Annotated in this window: 26 protein-coding genes and 1 tRNA gene; 1 reads left to right on the top strand and 26 read right to left on the bottom strand. The window is 53.0% G+C overall.

Annotation, left to right across the window (positions count from 1 at the left end; all coding sequences use genetic code 11):
• Positions 1 to 28 precede the first annotated feature (28 nt).
• The 14 genes from yihA to BQ7364_RS08620 form a co-directional block, all read right to left on the bottom strand.
• Positions 29 to 631: a ribosome biogenesis GTP-binding protein YihA/YsxC gene (gene yihA / locus BQ7364_RS08685; protein WP_072684355.1), complete on the bottom strand. Its 603-nt coding sequence runs from the start codon at positions 629 to 631 to the stop codon at positions 29 to 31.
• Complete coding sequence (gene lon, locus BQ7364_RS08680; protein ID WP_072684354.1) at positions 632 to 2950, bottom strand: endopeptidase La; 2319 nt, start codon at positions 2948 to 2950, stop codon at positions 632 to 634. It abuts the gene before it with no gap.
• A gap of 60 nt (positions 2951 to 3010) precedes the next feature.
• Complete coding sequence (gene tig, locus BQ7364_RS08675; protein WP_072684353.1) at positions 3011 to 4285, bottom strand: trigger factor; 1275 nt, start codon at positions 4283 to 4285, stop codon at positions 3011 to 3013.
• A 58-nt stretch (positions 4286 to 4343) separates the two neighbouring features.
• Positions 4344 to 5075, bottom strand: a complete 732-nt coding sequence (locus BQ7364_RS08670; RefSeq protein WP_072684352.1) for a hypothetical protein — start codon at positions 5073 to 5075, stop codon at positions 4344 to 4346.
• Between the two features lie 144 nt (positions 5076 to 5219).
• Positions 5220 to 5296: transfer RNA gene (locus BQ7364_RS08665), tRNA-Arg, on the bottom strand.
• A gap of 309 nt (positions 5297 to 5605) precedes the next feature.
• The gene (locus BQ7364_RS08660; RefSeq protein ID WP_072684351.1) at positions 5606 to 5803 is read right to left on the bottom strand and encodes a DUF7695 domain-containing protein; all 198 of its coding nucleotides are present in this window, start codon (positions 5801 to 5803) and stop codon (positions 5606 to 5608) included.
• 175 nt (positions 5804 to 5978) lie between these two features.
• Positions 5979 to 6452 carry a metallophosphoesterase family protein gene (locus BQ7364_RS08655; protein WP_072684350.1) on the bottom strand — a complete coding sequence of 158 codons (474 nt, stop codon included), beginning with the start codon at positions 6450 to 6452 and terminating at the stop codon, positions 5979 to 5981.
• 40 nt (positions 6453 to 6492) lie between these two features.
• Positions 6493 to 7479, bottom strand: coding sequence for a GerMN domain-containing protein (locus BQ7364_RS08650; protein WP_072684349.1), 987 nt, complete (start codon positions 7477 to 7479; stop codon positions 6493 to 6495).
• A gap of 196 nt (positions 7480 to 7675) precedes the next feature.
• Positions 7676 to 8410, bottom strand: a complete 735-nt coding sequence (locus tag BQ7364_RS08645; protein ID WP_072684348.1) for a glutamate racemase — start codon at positions 8408 to 8410, stop codon at positions 7676 to 7678.
• Positions 8407 to 9420: a M15 family metallopeptidase gene (locus BQ7364_RS08640; protein WP_072684347.1), complete on the bottom strand. Its 1014-nt coding sequence runs from the start codon at positions 9418 to 9420 to the stop codon at positions 8407 to 8409. Before BQ7364_RS08640 ends, BQ7364_RS08645 begins: the two co-directional genes overlap by 4 nt.
• A 59-nt stretch (positions 9421 to 9479) precedes the next feature.
• Positions 9480 to 9683 (bottom strand): helix-turn-helix domain-containing protein, encoded by a 204-nt coding sequence (locus BQ7364_RS08635; RefSeq protein WP_006059179.1) that lies wholly within the window; start codon positions 9681 to 9683, stop codon positions 9480 to 9482.
• Between the two features lie 48 nt (positions 9684 to 9731).
• On the bottom strand, positions 9732 to 11495 hold the full coding sequence (gene uvrC, locus BQ7364_RS08630) for an excinuclease ABC subunit UvrC (protein WP_072684346.1): 1764 nt from the start codon (positions 11493 to 11495) through the stop codon (positions 9732 to 9734).
• A complete protein-coding gene (locus BQ7364_RS08625; RefSeq protein ID WP_072684345.1) occupies positions 11492 to 13825 on the bottom strand; it encodes an endonuclease MutS2 in 2334 nt (777 codons plus the stop codon). The genes uvrC and BQ7364_RS08625 overlap by 4 nt, the downstream gene beginning before the upstream one ends.
• Positions 13826 to 13827: 2 nt before the next feature.
• Positions 13828 to 14505 (bottom strand): CvpA family protein, encoded by a 678-nt coding sequence (locus BQ7364_RS08620; protein ID WP_006059176.1) that lies wholly within the window; start codon positions 14503 to 14505, stop codon positions 13828 to 13830.
• An 88-nt stretch (positions 14506 to 14593) separates the two neighbouring features.
• On the opposite strand from BQ7364_RS08620, the gene rnhC reads away from it, so the two are divergent.
• Positions 14594 to 15496 (top strand): ribonuclease HIII, encoded by a 903-nt coding sequence (rnhC, locus tag BQ7364_RS08615; protein WP_072684344.1) that lies wholly within the window; start codon positions 14594 to 14596, stop codon positions 15494 to 15496.
• Positions 15497 to 15717: 221 nt separating this feature from the next.
• On the opposite strand, the gene BQ7364_RS08610 is transcribed toward rnhC, so the two are convergent.
• The 12 genes from BQ7364_RS08610 to BQ7364_RS08555 form a co-directional block, all read right to left on the bottom strand.
• The gene (locus BQ7364_RS08610; RefSeq protein WP_072684343.1) at positions 15718 to 16710 is read right to left on the bottom strand and encodes an Rpn family recombination-promoting nuclease/putative transposase; all 993 of its coding nucleotides are present in this window, start codon (positions 16708 to 16710) and stop codon (positions 15718 to 15720) included.
• A gap of 165 nt (positions 16711 to 16875) precedes the next feature.
• On the bottom strand, positions 16876 to 17358 hold the full coding sequence (locus tag BQ7364_RS08605) for a deoxycytidylate deaminase (RefSeq protein WP_072684342.1): 483 nt from the start codon (positions 17356 to 17358) through the stop codon (positions 16876 to 16878).
• Between the two features lie 13 nt (positions 17359 to 17371).
• Positions 17372 to 18646: a rhomboid family intramembrane serine protease gene (locus tag BQ7364_RS08600; RefSeq protein WP_072684341.1), complete on the bottom strand. Its 1275-nt coding sequence runs from the start codon at positions 18644 to 18646 to the stop codon at positions 17372 to 17374.
• The gene (locus BQ7364_RS08595) at positions 18643 to 19566 is read right to left on the bottom strand and encodes an RluA family pseudouridine synthase (RefSeq protein ID WP_072684340.1); all 924 of its coding nucleotides are present in this window, start codon (positions 19564 to 19566) and stop codon (positions 18643 to 18645) included. The genes BQ7364_RS08600 and BQ7364_RS08595 overlap by 4 nt, the downstream gene beginning before the upstream one ends.
• On the bottom strand, positions 19566 to 20030 hold the full coding sequence (gene lspA / locus BQ7364_RS08590) for a signal peptidase II (RefSeq protein WP_072684339.1): 465 nt from the start codon (positions 20028 to 20030) through the stop codon (positions 19566 to 19568). The genes BQ7364_RS08595 and lspA overlap by 1 nt, the downstream gene beginning before the upstream one ends.
• 99 nt (positions 20031 to 20129) lie before the next feature.
• Positions 20130 to 20414, bottom strand: a complete 285-nt coding sequence (locus BQ7364_RS08585) for a DUF1905 domain-containing protein (protein WP_072684338.1) — start codon at positions 20412 to 20414, stop codon at positions 20130 to 20132.
• A 148-nt stretch (positions 20415 to 20562) separates the two neighbouring features.
• Positions 20563 to 21372, bottom strand: coding sequence for a PHP domain-containing protein (locus BQ7364_RS08580; RefSeq protein ID WP_072684337.1), 810 nt, complete (start codon positions 21370 to 21372; stop codon positions 20563 to 20565).
• A gap of 24 nt (positions 21373 to 21396) precedes the next feature.
• A complete protein-coding gene (locus BQ7364_RS08575) occupies positions 21397 to 22029 on the bottom strand; it encodes an ABC-2 transporter permease (protein ID WP_072684336.1) in 633 nt (210 codons plus the stop codon).
• Entirely contained in the window at positions 22029 to 22886 is an 858-nt protein-coding gene (locus tag BQ7364_RS08570; protein ID WP_072684335.1) for an ABC transporter ATP-binding protein, read from the bottom strand. The genes BQ7364_RS08575 and BQ7364_RS08570 overlap by 1 nt, the downstream gene beginning before the upstream one ends.
• Positions 22887 to 22888: 2 nt before the next feature.
• Positions 22889 to 23263, bottom strand: a complete 375-nt coding sequence (locus tag BQ7364_RS08565) for a GntR family transcriptional regulator (RefSeq protein WP_072684334.1) — start codon at positions 23261 to 23263, stop codon at positions 22889 to 22891.
• Between the two features lie 310 nt (positions 23264 to 23573).
• Positions 23574 to 24914 (bottom strand): MATE family efflux transporter, encoded by a 1341-nt coding sequence (locus BQ7364_RS08560; RefSeq protein ID WP_072684333.1) that lies wholly within the window; start codon positions 24912 to 24914, stop codon positions 23574 to 23576.
• Positions 24915 to 25044: 130 nt separating this feature from the next.
• Positions 25045 to 25542 (bottom strand): hypothetical protein, encoded by a 498-nt coding sequence (locus BQ7364_RS08555; RefSeq protein WP_072684332.1) that lies wholly within the window; start codon positions 25540 to 25542, stop codon positions 25045 to 25047.
• Positions 25543 to 25549: the final 7 nt, after the last annotated feature.

The following is a 25549-nucleotide window of genomic DNA, read 5'->3' as shown; positions in this document are numbered from 1 at the left end:
ACCGAGGAAAATATGAAAAAAGCCCGAATCACTCGGATTCAGGCTCTTCTGGATTGAATAAGGCGTCAATCGCTTCCAGCAGTTCTTCCCGGCCCTGCTTCGTGATGGAAGAGAACGGAATGATCGCTTCCGGCGCACAGGCCAGAGCCTTGGCGATAACGTTGATCTGTTTGCTTTGCTGAGAGCGCGGCACTTTGTCCAGTTTCGTCGCGGCAACCACAAACGGAATTTCATAATAACGGGCGTAGTCCGCCATCGTGATATCATCCTCCGTCGGCGCGTGCCGCATATCGACTAAGAGAATCAGACCTTTTAGCTGTGAACGGCTGGAGAAATAGTCCTCCATCATCTCGCCGAACTGGATCAGCATCTGCTTGGACGCGTTGGCAAACCCATAGCCCGGCACATCGACGAACATGAAGCGGTGATCAATATCAAAGAAATTCAACAACCGTGTCTTGCCCGGGGTGTTGCCGACATAGGCCAGCGCCTTGCGGCCGCACAGCGTGTTGATCAGCGAGGACTTGCCGACGTTGCTGCGGCCGGCCAGCACGATCTCCGGCAGTTCGCTTTCAGGCCAGTGTGCCTTGGACGGCGCGCTGACGACAAGCTCGGCTTCCCTGATCTCCATTTAGCGAACCAGCGCTTCCTGGATAACCTGGTCGACCGTTTCGACCGGAATGAAATGAATGTCATTCTTAACAATTTCCGGAACTTCGTCAAGATCCTTGACGTTATTCTTCGGAATGATGACCGTCGAGATGCCGCTGCGGTGTGCCGCCAGCGATTTCTCACGCAGACCGCCGATCGGCAGCACGTTGCCGCGCAGCGTGACTTCACCCGTCATCGCCAGATTCGCATGAACCGGCATCCGGGTGATCGCGGAAACCAGTGCCGTAGTCAGCGTGACGCCGGCGCTCGGCCCATCCTTCGGCACTGCGCCTTCCGGACAATGGATGTGGATATCGTGTTTATCGAAGAAAGCCGGATCAATCTTGAATTCGACGGCTTTGCTTTTGACATAGTCCAGCGCGATTTCCGTCGATTCCTTCATGACGTCGCCCAGCTGACCGGTAACGATGAGTTTGCCCTTCCCGTCGAAGTAAGTTACCTCAACCGGCAGAATATCGCCGCCGAAGGACGTATAGGCCAGACCGGTTACCACGCCGATCTGATCTTTTTTCTCCTTGACGCCGTATTCAAATTTTTCTTTGCCCAGCCATTCCACGATCAGCTTCTTCGTGATCTTGACCGAACGCTTGCCATCCTTCATGATCGCCAGGACGCTCTTGCGGCACAGCGAAGCAATCACCCGCTCCAGCTGACGCACGCCGGCTTCCCGGGTGTAATGACGGATCAGATAAATCAGCTCTTCTTCGCCCAATTTAAACTGACTCGGCTTCAGGCCGTTGATTTCAGCCTGCTTCGGAATCAGATGTTCCTTAGCGATGCTGACCTTTTCCACCTCGGTGTATGAGGACAGCTCGATGATTTCCAAACGGTCGCGCAGCGCCGCCGGAATTGTGTCGAGCGTGTTGGCCGTCGCGATAAACATGACCTTCGACAGATCGTACGGTTCTTCCAGATAGTTATCGGAGAACAGCTTGTTCTGTTCCGGATCCAGCACTTCCAGCATCGCGCTGGACGGATCGCCCTTGTAATCGCTGGCCATCTTGTCGATTTCGTCGATCAGGAACACCGGATTGACGACGCCGGCCTTCTTCATCCCCTGGATGATCCGGCCCGGCAGCGAGCCTAAATACGTCCGGCGGTGACCGCGGATTTCAGCTTCATCGCGCACGCCGCCCAGCGATGCCTTGACAAACTTCCGATCCAGCGCTCTGGCCACGGACTTCGCCAGCGACGTCTTGCCGACGCCCGGCGGCCCGACCAGACACAGAATCGGCGCGTTCAGCGAATGAGTCATCTGTTTGACAGCCAGATATTCCATGATCCGGTCTTTGACCTTTTCCAAACCGAAATGATCCTCATCCAGGCGCTGCTGCACCAGCTTGAGGTCTTCGTTATCTTCGGTTTCCTGCCACCACGGCACGCCTAAGAGCCAGTCGAGATAAGTCCGCACAACCCCGGCTTCCCCGGATGCCCCCGGCAGCATTTCATACCGCGCCAGTTCTTCCCGGGCCTTTTCCTTGATCGCTTCCGGATACGGGTTTTCCTCGATCATCCGGCGCAGTTCCTCGGAATCGTCGCTCTGATTGGACACATCGCCCAGTTCTTCTTTAATCGCGCGGAGCTTCTCGCGCAGATAATATTCCTTTTGCGATTCGTCGATCCGCTCCTTGACTTTTTCATTGATGTTATTTTCAATGTCGGACAGCTGCTTTTCTTTTTCCAGCTCCTGGATGATCATCATCAGCCGTTCGTTGACATTCAACGTTTCCAGCAGCACCTGCTTCTTTTCCAAAGGCAGCGGGAAATACTGCGCGAACTGATCGGACAGCGTCGGGGCGGAAACGCCCTTGGTCAGCTGCGCGATGATCTCCGGCGGGAAATTGTTGGCGCTGGATGCGATGTTTTCGAATTCCTTGGCCACCCGGCGGATCAAAGCCATCTCTTCGAGATTATCGCCGGCTTCATCCGCGACCGGCAGCACCGTCGCCATAAACATTTTGTCCTCGTCCTGAATCGAAACAAGCTTTGCCCGTTCCAGGCCGCTGAAGGTAATCCGCATAAAGCCTTCTTTACGGCGAATGTTTTTGATCCGGCACAGCGTGCCAAAGGTGTAGAGATCTGAAGGAGCAGGATTGTCAACCATGATGTCTTTCTGGCAGACGAGCCAGACATGACCATCGAACTTTTCTTCTGCTTCCTCAACGGCACGAATGCTCTTTTCCCGGCCGACCTCAATCATGATGTCCTGCTGGGGAAAAACAATGATTCCTCGTGTAGCGATGACCGGAACACTGATTTCCATTTTTTCGTTGTTCATTGACACCCTCCTTGTCTGAAATAGTACGTGTTATAAAGGTCAAAAAAGACGCGAAGCGTCTTATTTGTTGGTGGAATCCTTAATCAGGTCCAGCGCCTTGCGCAGCCGGACGTCGTAGGAGATCGAAGACGCCGGAATCAGTTCCTTGACCTTCTCTTTTTCCATATTGTACTGAGAGGCGATCAGGCCGTATTCCGTATCAATATCTTCCTCGCCGACTTCCAGATTTTCCTGCGTCGCAATCGCGTCCAGAACTAAGCGCAGCTTGACTTTGCTTTCAGCGTCCTTCGCCATCTGTTCGCGCAGCGTTTCCTCGCTCTGCCCGGTGATCTGGAAGAACTGCGTTAAGGAAATACCCTGCTGCTGCAGACGGTTGGCGTAATCCTGAATCATATCGTCCGTTTCATTCTTGATCATGACTTCCGGAATTTCCACTTCGCAGGCGTCGACGACCGTGCTGATCAGCTTGTTGGTCGCTTCGTTTTCCGCGTTCTGCCGCTTCTGTTCTTCCTGGTTCTTGCGGATCAGCGCTTTTAAGTCGTCCATGGTTTCCACATCCGGAGCGTTGACGTCCTTCGCGAGATCGTCGTTCAGCTCCGGCAGCACCTTCGCTTTGATTTCGTGAACCGTAACCTTGAAGACAACCGGCTGTCCAGCCAGCTCAGCAGCCTGATAGTTTTCCGGGAACGTGACGTTGATGTCCTTCGTTTCTTCCTTCTTCATACCGATGAGCTGTTCTTCAAAGCCCGGGATGAAGCTGTTGGAACCGATCTCCAGCGGATAGTTTTCGCCCTTGCCGCCTTCAAACGCAACGCCGTCCTTGAAACCTTCAAAGTCGATGACCGCGGTGTCGCCGTTTTCGACTTCGCCGTCTTCCTTCACTTCCAGCTCGGCGAAGTTTTCCTGGATCCGCTTCAGTTCCGCTTCCACTTCTTCCTCGCTGACTGAAGTTTCTTCTACTTCGTAAGCTAAACCTTTATATTCGCCCAGCTTGACTTCCGGCTTGATCGCGAACGTAAAGCTCATCGTCGCGGCTTCCTCGCTGATTTCCTCAACGTTCAGCTCCGGCCGGGAGATCGGCCACAGTTTGTGCTCTTCGATGCCCGCGTCCAGCAGACCCTGCGCGCAATGCTCGACGGCTTCCAGCATAATCTTCTGAGCCGGAACATATTTTTTCGCCATGGCAGCTGGGACAGAACCCTTTCTGAAACCCGGGATTTCCAGTTCTTTCGCTAATTTATTAAAAGCTTTTTTCTGAGCCGTTTTCCAGTTTTCACCCTCAATGGTGACTTTCAGTTCGCCTGTTGATTTTTCTTTTAGTGTCCAAGTTGACATAAACTTCTTTGTCCTCCTTATGTCTAGCCTTTCTATTATAACAAAAGTTATCTGAATTTCAAATAAATTGGCTTTTTAAATCGAATAAATTGACATTTTCAAGCTGATGCCGGGACGCGAACTGACGCCAGCCCTCCTCATCATGCATACTGCAGTATACGAGATGAACGCAGCTGGCCGCAAGCGATATGCCCTCCGCTTCTTCAAAGCCCAGCGGCAGCGCCAGATACGCCTCGCGGATCAACACCTGCTCGCACAGATTAAATAAGGAAGGGTTTTCGTTTTCCAGCCATTCGCCGATCAACGCGCGGGCCAAAAGAAAGCCGTCGCTTTCCGCCGCCCCTTCCTGGTAACGGGGAATAAACGTATAGCCTATCCCATCCCGGTTCAGCGTCAGCTCCTCGCTGATCTGTTGATCGATCAGCGAATCGATCAGCAGCGCCGAAGCGAGCGGATCAGGATCGGTTTCCAGATACGCGCGGACCAAATCCAGGCAGGAGCGCAGATTCATCCCATGCAGCGCGTCGACCGCCCGCAGCTGCTGCTCGCGATCGCCTTTCAGGCTCTCCTCTATCTCCTCCAGGCTCATCACCCCAACGCCCGGCTTGCGGTTTTCCGCCGCGATTAAGCGCAGCTGCCGATCAAAATCCTGCAGCGCCGGCAGCACGTCGGAAGGCACATAGGGCATCGCCAGCTCCGTATCCACCTTCGTGCGGGCTTCCTGAATGCGGCCCTGGCGGATCAGCTGTGCGATTTCTTCAAGACATTCCGCATAAAATCCTGAGCTCATCGTCATCACCCCTTGTTCAAAAATAAAAGAAGGAATCCTTCTTTTAGCTGATCTTATTATAGCACACCCCGCTTGCAGCGGCATGTTTTTTGCCTGCGATCGTACAAAAAAATCCTTCAACGAAGGACTTTTGTTTTTCCAAAGTGGCGTCCCGGAAGGGACTCGAACCCCTGACCGTGCGCTTAGAAGGCGCATGCTCTATCCAGCTGAGCTACCGGGACATTGTTTTCTATCATGGTTTGAACGCTCAATCATAATATCAAAAAGTGTTGAAGAATGCAAGCGATTTTGGCATATTTTGTTACTGCTGCAGGGACTGCGGCTATGACACAGGAAAGTTTGGTTCCTTATGCGCAGAACCCGGAAACCTTTGATCTTTTTGTAATTCTCCCTGATGGTCCATGAATAGAAGGCAATGAACGGGATTGCCGCACGCTTTTCAGATCCAGTTTGAAGAATATTCACGCTTAAAGCAAAAGGGATCTGGCGATGTTCAAACGGCTTCGCTCCGTTCGTTCCGTTCATGGCGCTCAATTTGATTCGTCATTCTCCTCAACTTCGCTGAAATCTTCAATCTCTTCCAAATTACCACATCGCTTTAAATATTCATGCCCGCCATCCACGGCGACCGCGCCGCAGCGGCAAAACTTAAAGTCATGGACGGAAAAACTTTCGATGATATCGCCGCATTTCCGGCATCTAATTTTATTAATTTTAATTTTTTTCATGATTGAACTTCTTTCCGCATGACCCTTTGATACATCCGGCGCAAATCAAGCAGACCGGTTCGCAACCGGTCAGTCCTGGCCTTCGCCTTTGATCGGCAAACAGGAAAAGTTGAAAATCAGCGCACTCCGGTGATTTTCAACTTCTTCTCTGCGTGATTGTAAGCGCCGAAGGTCTTCAGTCCCGGGGCCGCGTCCAGTTGACGCGGTCAATACTGACGTCGCTCCCGTCGATCGTAATCACCGCGTAACAGGGCGGCGTACCGTCGCGGTTGCGGGACAGCGCGCCCGGATTCACAAGAATCACGCCGTCGCGCTGCTGGCTGGAAAAGATATGCGTATGGCCGTAAAACACAAAGTCGCAGCCCTGCCGCCGCGCTTTGCTGACCAACATGTCAAGCTGGCCCATATACAGATGATGATGACCATGAACGATCATCATGCGATGACCCTCCAGCTCTAAAATTTTCATCTCCGGATATTCATAATAAAAATCATTGTTGCCCCTGACGCACACATACCCCTGTAAAAACTGCGGCGGCAATTCGCTGTCCCCGCAATGGATAAACACATCTGCATCCCGATGAAGCTCTAAAATCTGCTCCAGCGGTTCACTCCGACCGTGGTTATCGCTCACCACTACTATCTTCATTTTACCACCTGTACTTATAATATCAGATTTGCCGCCTTCCTTAAAGCAATATTTGATTGAGAATTAAGGAATTCAGGTCGATCGGATCGTCGTTGACGCCGCTGAGATTGACCGTGACACCATCGACCTGCAGCTGAACCTGACTGACGCCCAGCGAGCTTTGAATGCTCAGAAGCAGACTGGTAACCAGTTCTTCGTTGACCTTCTTCTCCTCGTCCAGAATCTCGCCGCTGACGTTGATCGTCAACAGGTCTTCGTCCAACGAACAATCCAGTACCGTCAGCGGAGTCCCTGCCAACGGCTGCTTCAGCTGGCTGAACACGCCGATGTCCGCCAGAATGGAAGACAGCTTGTCCTGCAGACTCGTCTGATTGCTGATGCGCAGCGTTTTCGGCACGTAGACGCTGGAGCCGTTTTTCTGACGCGTATAGAACACTGTCAACGAATGGCTGTCGTGCAGGCGGTTGACCGTATTCTCAAAATTATTGATTCCAATCTGCCGGTTTAACGGCATCGGCACCGGCGTCGACAGCTGCGGCATGTGCGTCAGCGGTTCACCGGCCAAATAAAGCAGAACCTCGCTGACTTCGTCAAACTGCGTGACCGCCCATGTCAGTCCTTCCAATAACCGCATTTCCGTCTTGGGATCATAATTACGGAAATTCTCCGGGAAGTAAAGTGAAAGCTGGCTGCCCTGCAGCGCGCAGTTTTCCAGCTGAGCATTGTTTGGCAAAAGTCCGCGCACTCCCTGCACCGGCTCGTTGCCGATCGTCATCAACCGCAGAACCTCGGCTACCTTCTGGTTTAAATCCAGCCCTTCCTCAATCCCCAGCGTATAGGGAATCAGCGTCGCGTCTTCGTCCAGCAAGTAGACTTGAACCATATCCCCACTCGTATCGGATCCGCTGACGGTCTGAACCGGCTGCGAGCGGGAAGGCCACAGCACGGTAGTGAGATAAGCGGCTAACGCGACCGCTCCAAACATCAGAGCCGCGCCCTGCTTCAACGTTTCAGGTTTGATTTTCATGAACATCCCCTCCTGTCACAGTCTATGCACCGATGGCATTCAAAATGATGCCGCAGGGAGTTGAATTTTCGGCATTGGAAATTGGCCATGCTTTCTCCTTCAACAAAAAAAGAACGGGTTTTCCCATTCTTCTTCCAGCTTATTCCAAAGCAACAGGGGCTCGTTCGATTCTCCTGATCCCCCGACAAGACCTCGCTCAGATTTCAATCTGGACATGTTCGCAGGGAACATCCCAGTTCATCAAGCCACGCAGCTGCCGATTTAACAGCTCGACGCTGCCAGTCGTCGCGATCCGCAGCGTGCACTGCCCGGGCTGAGCCGGGGCCTCGAGCGCGATGCTTTCCGAATCGATCAAAGGGATTCCCAGCACCTTCGCAAATTGATCGCGGGCAAACGGAAAATGCGTGCAGGCCAGAACCGCAACGTCGTAGCGATCTCGATAAGCATTCAGTTCACCCTTCAGATACGCTTCAATTTCCTGCTTCGGACAGAGATGCTCGATCATAAACGCCAGACAACTCAAGCCGACTTCCTTGACCTCCGCCTGCGGAAGCTGCCGCGCCAGAACCTGCTGGTAGCGATGCGACTGGGCGGTAAACGGCGTCGCCAGCACGAGAATCTTCGCAGTCGAAGCCGGAATTTGTTCACATGTCTTGGAGATAATCTCCACGATCTGCGCCTGACCGCGATAACGGCGGGCGATGCCGGTCGCGCTGGCCGTGTTGCACGCGACCACGATCCGCTCGGCTCCCTGTTTTTCCAGCCAGTTCAGATTCAGCTGCAACAAATCCAGTAATGTATCGCGGTCCAGCGAACCGTACGGGACGTGTGCCTGATCCGCCAGGTAAACAAAATCTTCCTGCGGCCACCGCTGGCGAAGCTTATCCAATAACCGTAGCCCGCCGATTCCTGAATCAAAAACGCCGATCATTCTGTGCCTTCTTTCAATGTGTGATGTTCCTCAACCAGCTGCCGGGCCAGCGCCGGGCCGACATACCGGTAGTGTTCCGGCCGGGCCAGCTTGTTGGTTTCCGTGACCTTGTCTTCCGTATAGGACTGGACGAAGCCAAACCGCCAGGCGTTTTCCTGCAGCCATTGAGACTGCACAGTCGTGCTGAAATCTTCCGACTGCTTGCCTGTTGCGGCAAAATCGACAGCCAGACCGAGCTGATGCTCGCTGTGGCCGGGATAATCGACATACAGGATCGCCGAGGAACCATATTGTTCCTTCGCCTGCTTATACAATTCTTCCTGTTTTGGATAACTGACGTAACCTTCGGTGACGATCAGCCCGCCGCAGGCCCGCGTGCTGACCTCCGCCTCCGCCGCCTCGCACAGCTGCCGCAGCGGCTGCTGCAGCCGCACGTCTACCAGAATCGGCTTTTCCTCGCCGTTAACTTCGACAGTCAGCTGCGGGATGTCCGCTAACGCTTCCAAATGCAGCGGCACATGCGTGGCGATCGTGTGATCGTCGTCCACCAGCGTATCCAGCGCTGACGGATCGAGCACCAGCGTGGCGCTGCGGTAATACGGATCGCCGCGGTCCAGCCAGTCCTTGACTTCCTCGTAGCTGTACACCAGCATCAGCTGCGCCAGATCCTGCACTGCGATCTGATCGCGCGTTTCCTCTACCATCTTGACGATGAGGGCCGGCGCGTAATTGCGGTAGGAGAATGCCTCCTCCATGTAGTTGTATTCCGGGGCATGATAAACGCTGAACCGCTCCGCCTGGATATACGGTACAAATGTCGAAGGGGCAATCGAATATTCGATGATATACTCGATGTCCTCATCGCTTAAGTATTCGTCGATCAGCGCGCGGCTTTTCGGATCCTGATACGGATAGCGGGAAAGCCGGTCATAGCGGATATTCATCACGATTAAACACCCGGCGCATAACGCGGCAACCGCCGCGACAAAAAGCAAGCGTTTGATTTTCAAAAAAACCACCTCATATCTTAGTATAACATAAATCGAAAAGAATAGCCCCCTCTTGGGGGCTAGATTTCAATTTCGCGGCATCGGATCAGCTCCACCACGGCCTGCGCCCGCCCTTTGACGGCAAGCTTCAGGATCACGTTGGAGATGTGGTTGCGGACGGTTTTCTCACTGATGTTCAGCTGTTCACTGATCTCTTTCGTATCGTAATTGCTGACCAACAGATCAAAGACTTCCTTCTCCCGCCGGGTCAGAATCTTTTTCATCGCTGTCCTCCTCTTGGTTTCTAAACCATAGTATGCAGGACAACGGGGTTAAGGTTCCACATGCAGCGTCTCAAAAATTCTTTCCGCGACTTCCTGCGGCACAACCTGGGCGATCTCCTCAACCGTCGCTTCTTTTAACCGCTTAAAACTTTTAAATGTGTTCATCAGCTTCTTCTTGCGGACTTCGCCGACCCCGTCGATTTCATCCAGAATCGACTTTGTCTGGGCTTTCTGACGCAGCTTGCGGTGATAGCTGATCGCGAAGCGGTGGACTTCGTCCTGCATCCGCATTAATAAGAAGAACAGCGGCGATCCCGGTTCGACGTCGACGATCTCCAGACGTTCGTTCATCAGACTGGACGTCTGATGTTTGTCGTTTTTCACCAGGCCGCAGATCGGGATATCCAGATCAAGCGAACCGAGAATTTCCTTCGCCGCTTCAATCTGAGTCAGACCACCGTCGACTAAAAGCAGGTCAGGAAACCGTCCACCTTCGTTCAACAGCCGGAAATAGCGCCGGTACAGCACTTCCTTCATCGAGTCGACGTCGCTGTTTTCAGTATGCAGCTTAAACAGCCGGTAATCGTTTTTACATGGCAAGCCGTCCTCGAATACGACCATGCCCGCAACGGTGAAGGCGCCGGAAATATGCGAGTTATCGAAGATCTCAATCCGGGACAAGCCGGGTATCCGCAGCTTTTGCGCCAGCTGCCGCATTGATTCCTCCGTCGTTTCATTCTGCCGCTCCATCACTTCAAATTTTTGAAGCAAATTGGTCTTGGCGTTATTGGACGCCATATCCAGCAGCTTTTTGCGGTAGCCCTTGACCGGCTGGATCAGCTTGCAGGTGATGACCTCCTGCAGCGCTTCGATATCCAGCTCCAGCGGCACGATCACTTCCTGAGGCAGCGGGTGATTCTGATAATACTGCATTAAAAAGGAAATCAGTTCTTCCTCCGGATCGCCATACAGCGGCGTCAGCGACAGCTGGCGTTCCAGCAGCTTGCCGGAGCGGATGAAGAAGCCCTGGATCGCAAGGTAGCCCTTATCCGCGTAACAGGCGAATACGTCGCGGTCCTTGTTGTCCTCAACCTGAACCTGCTGCTTGTCGGTGATGTGCTCGATCGACGTGATCAGATCGCGGTACTCGCGGGCTTTTTCAAACGCCAGTTCTTCTACCGCGGCGTTCATCTTGGACTTGAGCTCGCTGACCAGATCCTTGACGTCCCCGCGCAGAAAGCGGGTGATTTTCTCGGAGATTTCCTTGTAGATTTCCGGGTCGACGTTCAGCTCGCAGGGCCCCAGACACTGTCCGATGTGATAGTACAGGCACAGCTTCTTCGGCATTTTATCGCACTTGCGCAGCGGATAGAGCTGGTTGAGCAGCTTCATCGTCTGATGCGCCGCCGAAGCGTCCGGGAACGGACCGTAGTATTTCGCCTTGCGGTCTTTCTTGGCGTCGCGCACAACCCGCAGCGTCGGATAGGCTTCATGGGTCAGCTTGATATAGGGATAAGAGGAATCGTCCATGAACATGATGTTGTAGCGCGGACGATATTTCTTGATCAGATTGATTTCCAGCACCAGCGCTTCCTTCTCGCTGGAGGTGACGATGTAGTCGAAGTCAACGATGTTGCTGACAAGCTTGGTCGTCTTGTAATTGTGCGCGCCTACAAAATACTGGTTGACGCGGTTTTTCAGTTTCTTGGCCTTGCCGACATAGATGATCGTGTCATTTTTGTCCTTCATCAGATAGCAGCCGGGCTCTAACGGCAGCGTCTGCAGCTTGGCCTTCAGTGCGGAGCTGATCATTTCGCTTTCCCCGTCTTCAGCGTGACGACGGTTGCTCCGGCGCCGCCTTCACCCGCACCGCCGATCCGCCAGCTCTCGACGCGCTTGTCGCGGTTAAGCTTCTCCTGAACCGCTTTGCGCAGCACGCCGGTGCCCGCGCCGTGGATAATTCGGACGGAGCCGATCCGGGCGACAACGGCGTCGTCGAGATATTTGTCGACAATTTCCAGCCCATCCTGAACATGGCAGCCGATGATATTGCATTCCAGATTCACGGTCTTCGCGCGCAGCGCCTTCATCGACATGCCGGAGGGCGCCGGCTTGTTTTTCCGCCGCTGGGTCGGCCGCATGTCTTCCAGCTTGACAGTCGTGCGGATGCCGTTGAGATCGACGACAGCCTGATTGCGCTTCAGCTGCAGAATCTCGGCGATCTGACTGGATTTTTTCAATTCCACAAAGGCGCCGACCTGAAACTGCGGTTCCGGCTCGTCATTGGCTTCCTCTTCCAGCTGGGCTTCGCTTTTGCCCAGGGCGTTAAGCTGATGCTGCTTCTCGATGATCTCATGCAGCTTCATCGTCTTTTGACTTTGACGCAATTCTTCCAACAGCGCCTCGCCTTCCGCTTTTACCTCTTCCAGCTGCTTCTGCGCCTGTTTTTCCGCCGCGTCGAGAATCCGCTGTTTTTCTTCGCTCAGCTTCTGCAGCTCGCGCTCCAGGTGCTGCCGCTGCTGCTCCGTCTGCGCGATCAGCGCTTCCTGTTTTTCCTTCAATTGTTGATTTTCCAAAATCTGGGCTTCCAGCTTCTCGATCAGCTCGTCCTCCTGGGAACGCTGCTGGCGCTTTAAAAACTCCGCTTCCCGGATAATTTTCTCTTTCAAACCGAATCGACGGGCAATTTCAAAGGCGTTCGACTGACCGCTCAGGCCTTCGATAAAATGATAGGTCGGCATCATCTTCTCCACGTCGAACTGTACCGACGCGACCAGAATGTCCTCATGCCGCTTGCCATAAAGCTTTAAACGTCCATAATGGGTGGTGACAACGCTTAAGCAGCCCTTCTCGCGCAGATCGTTCAGTACGGCGATCGCCAGACTTTCGCCTTCCTTCGGATCGGTGCCGGAGCCTAATTCGTCCAGCAGAACCAACGATTTTTTCGTTGCGTGCTGAGTCACGTCGGCCAGCTTCGCCAGGTGCGCGGAAAACGTCGACAGCGACTGCACGATCGACTGATCATCGCCGATATCGACAAACACCTGATCAAACAGCGGGATTTCCGCATCCTCGCAGCACACCGGAATGCCGCAGTAGCTCATTAACACAAACAGTCCGATAATCTTTAACGAAACAGTTTTACCGCCGGTATTCGGGCCGGTGATCATCAGCATTTTCTGCGGTTCGATAATCCGATACGTGTTGGCGACGACCGTCTTCGGATCGATCAGCGGATGGCGGGCCTGATTCAGAACCAGCGTCCGCCCTTCCGACAGCTTCGCGACGACGCCGTTATGACGCTGGCCCCACTGAGCCTTGGCGAACAGCGCGTCCAGGATCGCCAGCGTTTCCAGATTAGCTAAATACGGTTCGGCAACGCTTTTTAACAAACGGCTGCATTCGACGAGAATCCGGTCGATCTCATCCTGTTCGCGGGAGATCAGCGTCTGCTTGCGGTTGTTCAGCTCGATCAGACAGCCCGGCTCGACATACGCTGTCGCGCCCGAAGCACTCTCGCCGTGGACAAACCCACCCAGACTGTTTTTCTCCGAAATTTTTGCCAGGACCACGATCCGGCCGTTGCGGGTCGTCGTGATCGAATCCGTCAACAGACTCGCATGCGACTGAACGAAGCGCTGGCTTTCCCGCACCAGCTCGGCTTCCGTCTGATGCAGACTGCGGCGGATCTGCTTCAGCTCCGGCGACGCGCTGTCGAGCACTTCGCCATAGGGCGTAAAACAGCGTTCCAGCTGTTCGGCGACTTCCAGATGCGGCTCCATGGTATCCGCCAGCTCATGGATTTCCTTGCAGGGCAGCTCCACGGATTTCAGATACCCTTGCGCGCCGCTGACACCGCGGGCATGATCGGCCGCCTGAATGAGTTCCTGAGGCGTACAGACGCCGTCCCGCAGCACCGTATGCAAGGACCGCGAAAGATCGCGGATTCCATAAAACGGCATCGGACCGAATTGAATTACAGCCTGCAGCGCTTCCGCGATCCGCCGGTTTTCCTTCACAATGACCAACGGCGAAAAGCTTGGCTGCAATTCCTCAATTTTTTGTTTTCCTAACGAAAAGGCGCAGAGCTGAGCGATTTGCTGCTTAATCAGCGCCAGCTCCAGGCCGTTGCTACTGTTCATCGTTATTCTCCTTTCAGTGAATTCAGTAAAGCTTGAAGATTTTGAAAGGTCAGCTGATTGTCATTCAGCCAGTCTTTTATCAAGGTGCGGTCCTCGTCGGTCAGCTGATCCCAGCCATCCACCAGCTTCTGCAGCTGATTTTCATCCTGCGGCATTTCCAGCAGTTTTTCATTGATTACCGCCGCGGCCTTGCCAGGCATCGACAACAGCGTCGCGTCGATCACTTGCTGCCCGTTTTCAAAAAACGGAAGCATCAGCAGGATCGAAAAGACGACCAGCCAGATCCCGGTATTGACCAACCCGAACAAACCGCCTAACAGCTGATTGGCCTGTTTGACCAGCGGGATTTTCCCCAGCATTTTCACCACCGGACGAACCAGCAACAGAATCAGCTTACAGATGATAAACACGGCGATAAACCAGACGATCTGATTCATCAAGCCATACACCCAGGGTCCCAGCACCGTATCCCGCGCCGGATTCAGCGACGCTGGAACGATCGCGGCCCACTCCGCCAGCACCGGCGAGAACAGCCACGCGGCAAACAGCGACAGAAGCAAACCCACGCAGTCCATCAGCTGGATTAAAAAGCCCCGTTTTACCCCGATCAAAATCTGAATCGCCGCCAGGATCAGCACCGCGGCGTTAATTACCATATAAGTCTGGCTCTCAATTACCATTTTCCATCACTCCTACCTGAGGAACATGATACCGAAAAACAAGCGATTTTGCAAATCCTGTGTTATCATAAGTACCAGAGGTGAATCCATGAACACGATAACACTGCTGCTGACAAGCTCCCAGATCGAGCGTTTGTACGCTGCCTGGAGCGAGTTTGAAGTCAAAGCCCCGGCCTATGCGCGCTATCAGCTCAAGCCGGAAAACTGCACGATTACCGCTTACCAATCCAATAAAGTCGTCTTTCAGGGAAAGGACGCGATGATTTACGCTGCGCCGTTTCAGACCGAAGATCGACTGGAAAATACCAACCTCAGCCAGGGAAAGTCTGATTTTCGACGTTTCGCCAAACAAACCCATGCCGGCAGCGACGAGGTTGGCACCGGCGATTATTTCGGTTCCGTCTGCGTATGCGCCTGCGCCGTCGAGCAGCAGGATCTGGCATGGCTGCAGGAATTAAAAGTCAACGACTCCAAGCAGATCAACGACGAAGTGATTCTGCAGACCGCGCCGCTTTTAATGGAACGGCTAGCGTATTCCTTGCTGATTCTGCCGCCGGTCAAATACAATCAGATCCATACCCAGTGCAATATGAACCAGATCAAGGCGATCCTGCATAATCAGGCGTATGGGCATCTCAAGCGTAAGCGCGGGAGTCTGCCGCAGGCGGCGATCGTCGATCAGTTCACGCCCCAAGCCAGCTATTATCGGTATTGTCAAGGGCAAAAAGAAATCGTCCGCGGCCTGCATTTTGAAACCAAAGCGGAAAGTCATTATCCTGCCGTCGCCTGCGCTTCCATGATCGCCCGCTGCGCATTCCTCAAAGCCTGGGATGCGATGGAGAAACAATGGGATATGTCGTTTTCCAAAGGCGCCGGCAGCGTTGTCGATCAGGATGGTGCGGCCTTCGTCAAAAAACACGGCGAGCAGCATTTAAAAGAAGTAGCGAAGCTGCATTTCAAAAATACGGAGAAAGTCGCCGATTTGTTATAAAGAAGAAAATCGCTGAAGCAGGAGAAATTCTGCTTTTTTTTTATGCGCTGCTATTGAAAAAGACCCGGAACGGGTCTTCTCATGAAAATCAATTTTTGCGATCCTCTGCTGTCTGCCTCTGAAAAGCTCTAATTGATCATCCGATGTTCCAGATCGTAAAATACAGCGGACTAACCGTAACACAGGTTACTGATTTTTTCACCTGATCCCCCTCACTATTTTCAGTCGCTTGCCAGATGGGATTGCTCTGAGTCGTCCTCGATTTGATTGAAACCGGGAACGATTTCTTTCTTTAACTGTTCCAGTTGTTGAAGGCTGATCTTGGTGCAGAGCTGGATGAGCTGATCATCACAATGATTTCTCAACATTTCCCTTGCGGTTTCTAATCGTTGCTTTTCGATGCCTTTCTCAATGCCTTCTTCCAAACCTTCCTGTTTGCCTTCATAGCGCAGCTGCGCCATGTCCATCATCCGCCGGTTATGCTCAAACGCCGCATCCCGCATTGCCGGATCACTGCTCATTCTCTTCATTACGCTGTCCGCCTCCTTAAAGATTTCATCTTCTTCCACTAACCGGACTACCACCGAATCGCTGTGTTCCTCGTCATACCGTTCAAGAAACCAGCACCACTTTTCCGCCCGGCTCAGCTCTTCATAACTGTGATTCATCTGAATTATCTTCTTCATCTCTATGATAACCACCGAGATCAGGTTTGTCAAGATGTCATGATCCAGGATCTCCGCTAACTGATAGACATGTATCGCTTTCTCCGGCTGATCTGCCTTCGCCGGAAAGTCGAAGTCCAGCAGAAACAGCTGATCCACCGGCGTCAGCGCAGTATACGCCAGGCCTTTGTTGTCCGGCCGGTTGACAAGCGTCGCGGCGTAATAAGCGCTGCGGTTGGGAATCTCCATCTTGTTGGAGCCGCACTGCATCTCAAAATCGATCAACCGGTCCGGCGTTAAGCGGGCGCAGATATCCAGACGGATATCCTTGGCCTGGAAACCTTCGGTCAACAGCTCCGTGGAAGTCAGATCGACCTTGTCTACGACATAATCCCGGATACTTTCGGTCAGATCCTTCACCAGCCGTTTTCCAATCTCCGGATCATAAGTCATCAGGGATTTGAACACAAAGTCATTCGTACAGCGCAGCTTGTAGTTGGTTGGAGCCTGAGGTTTAGAACGTTGCTTTTTCGCTTTTATTAAAGTCATAGATTTTATCCCTCCCTTATACCTATTGCGCTTTTTTGCGAAAAGCCCCGCTATTTCTTCATTTTTCATCATTTTTTCACAGAATGAAGACTCTTCTTAACACAAAAAAAGCGAACAACAAGCTCTTTTGTCCGCTTATAACCTCAGATTTCTCGTTTTTCAAGTTTAGTCGGAAATCACTTCGACGTTTAACCGCACGCGTTTCCCCAACCGCACCAGTTCCACGCCCGCCGCGTTGAGCATCTTTTTAGAAGCGATGACGTTATCTGCCGTCGCATATTTATCGTCTTCATAGACGATTTTCCGGATTCCGCTCTGGATGATCGCCTTGGCGCACTCATTGCAGGGAAACAGTGACACATACAGCGTGCAGCCGTGCAGATTACGCGTACTGTTGAGAATCGCGTTCAATTCGGCATGAACGACGAATGCGTACTTCGTTTCCAGCATACCGCCTTCCCGATCCCATGGAAATTCATCGTCGGAACAGCCGATCGGCAGACCGTTATAACCGATTCCGACCACCTTGTGCTCCTGATCGACGATGACCGCGCCGACCTGCGTTGAAGGATCCTTGGACCGCATCGCCGACAGATGCGCCAGGCCCATGAAATACTCGTCCCAGCTTAAAACATGTTCTCGCTTCATCGTTCATTTCCTCCTAAAGTGACGATCCCACGTAAGTTTCGACCATCTTCCTGCTTAAATGATCGCCGTAGAAGTCCAGATGCAGATCTTTCAGCATCTCCACGACCATCCGATCCGTTCCAGGATAGATCGTATCCAGCTCACGGGCCTGCGGCTGAACTGTCTTCAGGCCGAGGAACACAACCGCTACGCACAGCGCCACCATCGTATTCTTACGCAGCTGCGCCCACGAATCATTGCGAGTCAGCACGACGCTGATCAACAAGCCGCCGACAAAGCCGCCGAAATGCGCGGCCAGCGAAACGCCCGGCATCAGACTGATCATCAGGTTGATCATCAGGATCAAAAGGAACTGCGTCCGCAGCTGCGGCTGAAACAGAATCCGCGTCTGTATGCCGTATACCAGAAACGCCGCCAACAGACCGTACAGTCCGCCGCTGATGCCCATCGCCACAACGTTGCCGCTGCCTAAGAAGACAAACGCCGAGCCGAATAAAATCGAACCGAACAGAATGATCAGATAATTCCGCACGCCCATCAGCTTTTCACAAAGCATGCCCATGTTGTAAAGCGCCATCATGTTCATCAACAGATGCCACAGATCGACGTGGACGAACGCGCTCGTCAGCCAGCGCCAGTACTCATGCGCACCGACGACAAACGCTTTATAGTAGCCGCCTAACAAAATCGCGACGGAAACACTCACTTCCCCTGAGCCGCCCAATTCCCTGAACATCCAGGAGAACACCACGCTTAACAAATAAATGACAAGGCAGATGCCCATCAGAATCATCGTCGCTTTCGGCGGCGTCAGCGGTGATTTTGTCTGCGGACTTTGCGCACGCTGCCGCTGCAGCTCGGCCAGCTTCTGGGTGATCTTATTGTATTCCTGCTGCGGATCCTGGATCGGCTGAACCGCGTGGTCCAGACCCGGGAAGACTGCCGTCAGCTGCGGATCGGATACCGTCTGCGGCGAAATCGTCACCAGATCGATTTGTTCCTCCTGATCCTGCACCGCTTCGTCGCTGATATGAATATCCAGCAGATCACAGTTTCGGCGGAATAAATTCCGGATCGACTGATGGATCTTCAAAATCCGCGTCTTATCGAAAAACACCGTGCTCAAACGGGTTTGCGACAGCCGGATGACCGGGTATTCCGGATGCTTGGGATTCCCCAGCCAGATCTCGTCCTGCGCCTCGCGCAGAGAGATAAACTGATATTGGCAGACGGATATAAAGTAATACGCCAGCTGCAGCAACTGCACGTCTTTTTCAGTACAATTCATAGCCCGCTCCTCTCCTGGCGCAGCTGTGTTAACAGCGCTTCAAATTCCGGCGGCAGCGGCGCTTCAAACGTCATCCGCTCGCCGGTGGAAGGATGGGTAAACGACAGCTGGTAAGCATGGAGCATCTGGCCCTGCGTCGGCAGCGTCTTGCGCAGCGAATACTTCGGATCGCCGACGATCGGAAAGCCAATATACTTCATGTGCACGCGAATCTGATGCGTGCGCCCGGTTTCCAGACGGCAGCTGACCAACGTGTAATTGTCAAACCGCTCCACAACCTTGAAATGCGTAATGGCCGGCCGGGAGTTTTTCTCCGTGACCGCCATTTTCTGACGATCCTTTTCATCCCGTCCGATCGGCGCGTCGATCGTTCCGTATTCGTGATTGATCACGCCGTGCACCAGCGCATAATATTGCCGGCCGGCGGTCTTTTCCGCCAGCTGCTGCGCCAGCGACTGATGCGCATTGTCATTCTTGCAGGCGACGATCAGCCCGCTGGTATCCTTGTCGATCCGATGCACAATCCCCGGCCGCAGCACGCCGTTGATCCCCGAAAGATCATGGCAGTGCCAAAGCAGACCGTTGACCAGCGTATGATCCGGATTGCCTGGTCCCGGATGGACGACTAAGCCCTTTGGCTTGTTGATGACGATCACTTCGTGATCCTCATACACGACGTCCAGCGCCATTTCCTGCGGCTGCGCTTCCAGCGCTTCCTCATCCGGCAGCGTGACCTCGATCTCATCCCCGGCTTTCACTTTATAGCTGTTTTTGACTGGCAGGTCGTCGATCCGCACAGCTTCCTGGTCGATCAGCTGCTGAGCGCGGCTGCGCGAACAATCGTCCATCGCTGTGCTCAAGTATTTATCCAGGCGCACGCCCTGGTCTTGTTCCTCAACGATCAAAATGCGTGTTTCCATTAGTGTTTCTCTCCTTCCGGCTGGATCAGCGTGATCAGAATCAGCAATCCGACGCCGACGCACAGCGCCATGTCCGCCACATTAAAAATCGGAAAATCATATCCGAAGATAATAAAATCAAGGAAATCCCGAACATAGTGAAACGCCACGCGGTCGATCAGATTGCCCAGCGCGCCGCCGATCACCAGCACCGTTGCCATCCGCGTCCATGTCTCTTTCTTGTCCGTCTTCCATAAATACCAGGAGAAGCCAACGACAGCAACGGCAGTGATGATGTAGAAAAACATCATCTTCCCTTCGAGCAGACTCCAGGCCGCACCGGTATTCTGCGCGTAGGTAATATTGAAAAAACCGCGGATGACCGGAATGCTCTGGCCGAGCGTCATCGTCGACTGCACCCAGAACTTCGTCAGCATATCCAGCGCCAGCACCCCTGCCAGCAAGACAATTTCTTTTACTTTCATAACTTCCACCATTTTCTATAACGCTAGTATTGTACCATACGCCGATATGTTTTTCAAAGCCTACACTTGCGTGCCTTTGTTGTGTTTTTTTAAATGGATTCAGCGCTTTTTTTCAACTGTCCGCTCCCACAGCCGCACATGCACCCAATCACCGGGTTGTTTGCCGATCTGAGCGCGGATGTCCTTGCGCACGCCGAGAATGTGTCCGGGCGTGCCCATCCGCACCAGACTGCCCGAGTACGGGACACCGTCAAACTCGGCTGAAACCGCGGCCCGGCCGCGGCCGAATTCAGTCCGCACATCCCAGGGAAATTCAATATACGCCCCATCCAGCCCTTCAACCTTCCGGATGACAGCGTCAAACTCATAAATTTTCGGATTCATTTAAAAACCTCCTGCTTCTTAGTCTGGTTCTCAATTACACAGATCAGCCGGAGGAAGCCGCAGAATCCAGAAAATCCGCAATGCAAGAAAACCGCTGGTCAGCGGTTTTCTTGATTTCACTTCATGTCAAAACAGGATGGAAGCCAGCCTAAGCGCAGCGCACGCCAAACTGAACCAGCCGGGCCCGTGCCTGTTCCAGATCACGGTTAACATCTTCCGGATCATGGGCGTCGCTGGCCGTTATGACACGGTTGCCTGCCTCGGCCAGAATTTCCAGCCAGGTATCGGACAAGCCAAGATCTGAATGCGCGTAGCGCCAATGACAGCCGGTATTGCATTCCAGCACGATCCCCCGCAGCTGCGCTTCCTCAGCGATCTCACGGATTCGCGCCGGATCCATCGTCACATCCCAGGCCGCCATTTTCACGGTATCCGGATGGCCGATCTGATCGAATAATCCGCTTTGCACAGACTGCAGCACACAATCCAGATAGCGGTCAACGATCACCTGATGCGCATATTTCTGCCACAGCAGCGGCTGGGAAAACGGCATATCGTACAACAAACCGTCAATCGAATGAACGCTGCCCACCAGAAAATCCAGCGGCAATCCCCGGCAGATCTCCCGTAAGAACAACTCGCTTTCCGGCGTGTAGCAGACCTCCAGACCAAACCGAACCTCCAGCGGCCAGACGTGCTGCTTCATCTGCCGGACCAACTCCAGATATTCTGTTAAAGAATCTTTGAATTTTCCTTTTCCGCTCAGCCATTGCGCCTGCAGCGGATCAGCGTCGATTACGCTTTGATAGGCCGGACGGAATTCGCGGAAGCGATGGGTGTGATCCAAGATTTGCAGACAATCCAGCCCGGCTTTCTGCGCGGCCGCGACAAATTGTTCAACATACGCCACACTCAAAGGTCCGTGTTCCAAATGCACGTGCCCATCAATTTTTTGCATTCTGACCGCCTCCTGCCAAAGTTCTTAATATTCTTTCTTTTCTACGATTTTAACAGAGCAGGTCCAGGAAATCAACAGGCTGCCAAGAAACGCCGCGGCAACTCCGCCGATCATCACCGGCAGTGTGATCCAGTCTGTACTGAGATTCACCATTTCCAGCAACGCTGCCCCGCCGTAGCAGACTCCGAAGATCACGACGATCACCATCATCATCATCATTCGGCTTTTTTCCGCGCCGAATTTATAAATCATCGGGATTAAGACGAAGTCGATCACACACGCCGTCATTGAAATCAGAATTCCGGTGACAAATTGTTCGGCAAAACTGACTTCCGGCTGCATCGCAACTAAAAACAAGGACAACAACCCGTTAACCCCAATCGCCAGCACGCCCAGCAGAAGCAGAAACAGATATTTGGAAGCGACCAGCTTTTTGTGGCTGATCGGCAGCGTCGCGGCAAAGCTGTCCCAATGCGCCAGATCATCGTAGCTGAACGAGGAGATGACCAGCGACACGACGAGCAGCGAAATCATCGCGCCGATGACAGAAAAACCGTCGATCGCCATCATCGAAGCGATGAAGACAATCGCCATCAGCGAGAGCACACGGACAAATTCAGAGACGACAAAGACATCCTTTAACAATAAGCCTTTCATTATCGAACTTCTCCTTTCACCATACAAAGCATAATTTCTTCCAGCGACGCTGCTTCGACGTTCAGCTTCCCGAACGCCTGCCGGACTTCCTCACGGTTGCGGACCAACCCCTGGCAGGTCAAACTCTGCGGCACAATCGCCAGCAGCGAATCGGAATCGATCTTTTCAATCTCTGAACGCGAACCCTTGACAATCCCATATTCGTCATGCAGGACGTCCTTCGGCAGCGAAAACTGCAGCCGGCCCTGATGGATAAACGTCACCGTATCGGCGATCTTCTCAATATCCGTCGTGATGTGGCTGGAAAACAGAATCGAATGCGTTTCATCCTGAATAAAGTCATAAAACAAATCGAGCATCTCGTCGCGGACGATCGGATCCAGACCGCTGGTCGGCTCGTCAAGGATCAGCAGGCGGGCGTTGTGCGAGAGCGCCGCGATGATCGACAGCTTCATTTTCATGCCGGTCGAGAACGTCTTGATCTTCTTATTCAGCGGCAGCCCGAAGCGTTCGCACAGCTGCAGAAACTTCGTTCTTTCCCACTCAGGATAAATGTTGGATAAAATCTGTTCAACGCGTTTGACCGTCAGCGGATCATGGAAGTGACAGCCGTCCAGTACGACGCCGATCTGACCGCGCTCCCGCTCGGTTAACTGTTCGAACGGTTTGCCAAAAATACGAACCTCGCCATCGTGGCGGATTAAGCCGAGAATCGACTTGATCGTCGTCGTCTTGCCCGCGCCGTTCTCGCCGATGAAGCCCATGACTTCGCCGGGGTTGAGCCGCAGACTGATCTTGTTCAATTCAAAACCGGAATATTGTTTATGCAGATGTTCTATTGATAAAATGGCGTCCATGATTACTCCTCCTTATACAGCAGGGTCAGAATCTCAATCATTTCATCCAGGGAAATCTCGCTTAAACGCGCCATGTTCACCGCAGTGAGCAGCTGCTGCTCGATCCGGCGGTAATTCTCCTCGCGAATCAGCTCCACGTTGCGCGCCGCCACATAGCTGCCCTTACCGCTTTGCGTCACGATGAAGCCTTCACGTTCAAGTTCTTCATAGGCTCGCTTGGTTGTAATCACGCTGATTCTTAACTCCTTGGCCAAGATTCGCATTGAAGGCAGGGCGTCCCCTTCCTTTAACGCGCCGTTAAGAATCAGATTTTTGATCTGGGCGGTAATTTGTTCATACAACGGCTTGTCGCTCGTGTTGCTGATAAAGATTTCCATGCCGTCACCCTTTCTCACTGTATATATACAGTATATACGCTATATTCATTCTGTCAATACAAAAACTGAAAAAAATAATACCGCCTCCCAGATCAGATCGGCAAACTTTATCAAATCCCGGTTTTCATGCCCCAAGACAATCCGCCATATAGTTTATCCCGGCATATCCCACGCCGGCTTTTTGGCTTCTGATTCTTTTGCGGCAGTCGGATGAAGCGCGATTGAAAACAACGATGTTCCCGATAGGACTTTTTACCATAGAACCCGATCAGATAAGAGAATCACTTTCATAAAAAAACTGACGTGTCAGTCAGTTCTCAATCAGATTCCGGGTTTTCCATTTGCCCGAGTACCACCGCAGAAGAAACAAGATCGCACGCAGCACTTCGTCGATCATCATGGCCAGCCAGACGCCGACCACGCCCAGATTCATGCCGACCGCAAAGACAAACGAGAGCGTGACCGCGACGCCCCATTGTGAAGCGATGCCCAGCAGAATCGGAAACTGAATGTCCCCTGCCGCCTGCAGCGCCCGCACCTGCGTCATGTTGACCGCCCGGCCGGCTTCCAGGAAAATCTCGATCAACATCACCTGTTTGCCTAAGCGCAGCACGGCCAGATCGTCAGTAAACAGCCCGAACAGCGAATCTGAGAAGATATAGAGCAGCGTTGACACGCCGACGCCGATGATCAGGGAATATATGATCGTGTGCATGACCTGCTTATGCGCGTCTTCCAGTTTTCGGCCGCCGATCAGGACGCCGACAAGGATCTGCGCCGCCTGCGACACCGCGCTGCCGTACATATACGAGACCATGGCGAACATGTTCGCATAGACGCGCGTATTGATGACCGCCGTACCGAAGCCGTTGACAATCTTGGTGATCACCATCTGCGACAGATTGTAGGATACGCTTTCCCCGCCGGAAGGAATCCCGATCGCCAGCAGCTTTTTCAGCTGGCCCCAGGGAAACGGGCTGAGGCTGCGCAGATGGACCTCAATCGTTGTGCGCAGATTAAACAGGACGATCAGCAAGCCCAGGCCGATCAGCCGGCTCACCGTGCTGGAGATCGCGACGCCCGCGATGCCCAGCGGCGGGATCGGTCCGACGCCCTGAATCAAAAGAAAGTTTCCAATGATGTTGAGCACGTTCATCACCGCCGACACCGCCATGGTCTGCTTCATCCAACCCTGTGTGCGAAACATCGCGACATATGTCATAAACAGCGCCTGCAGTACCATGCCCAGACCGATGATTGTAATATAGATTGCACAGTCGTCCAGAATCTGCGCCGGCACATGCATCCAGGCAAAGATCGGACGGTTGAAGAACACCAGCGCGACGCTGATTCCCAACCCGAAAACAAAATTGACAAACAGCGCCAGAGAATAGGTTTCTCCAACCCGTTCGCGGTTGCCGCTGCCGAAATACTGGGTGACCAGAATCGTCATCGCCAGCGAGATCACGCTGAACGTAATGATCAGAACATTGACGATCTGATTGGCATTGCCGATCGCCGCGACGGCGTTCTGCGACACCTGGCTCATCATCATCTGGTCGACATTGCCGACTAACATCTGCAAAAGCAGCTCGATAAAGATCGGCCACGTATAATGAAATAACGACATTTTATGTGTTTGAACTTCCATAAATATACTCCCCCTGAAAGCGAACTTTTTCAGAATACGTCGCAAGGGCGAAGTTGTCAAGCAGAAATGAAAATGGAAGCGGTGTCAATTTTCATCGCTTCCATGCTTCTTTCATTTCCTTTTTTCAAGTTTAGAACGCCGCGGTAAACAGCGCCTTTTCTTCCAGCTCATACGGCTGGTAGCGAGCCTGCGTCTTGTCGATCTGATGGTTTGACACTTCCGCTTCATAACCCGCTTCCAGAATCCGTTTCAGCTGCGCTTTCACCTGCGAGCTTTCCGCATTGCCCAGCGTCAGCTGCCGCAGCGCCAGCACCTCGTCCTGACTTGAGATCAGCGCCAGCGTCACCGGCATTGTTGCCTGAGCCAGAATGGCATCCGTGCTTTCACTTTCCTGAATCACAAACGGCAGATCCGAAGTTTCCAGCACGTCGTCGATATTGACGGTAAAGAACACGACGGTATCCAGTGGCAGAAATGCCAGCCGGCCAAGATTGCGGCGGAAGGCCTTGATTTCCTCATCCTGCCACACAGCGTCTTTGATCAAGATCAGCCACTGATCCTCGACAAAATCGATCATCACGCCTTCTTCAATATGGAACGGACAACGCGTTCCGACTTCCAGTTTCATGGTTTGA

It is taken from the genome of Holdemania sp. Marseille-P2844 (assembly GCF_900120005.1).
GTDB lineage: Bacteria > Bacillota_I > Bacilli_A > Erysipelotrichales > Erysipelotrichaceae > Holdemania.
This window is presented reverse-complemented; position numbering and strand designations above follow the sequence as displayed.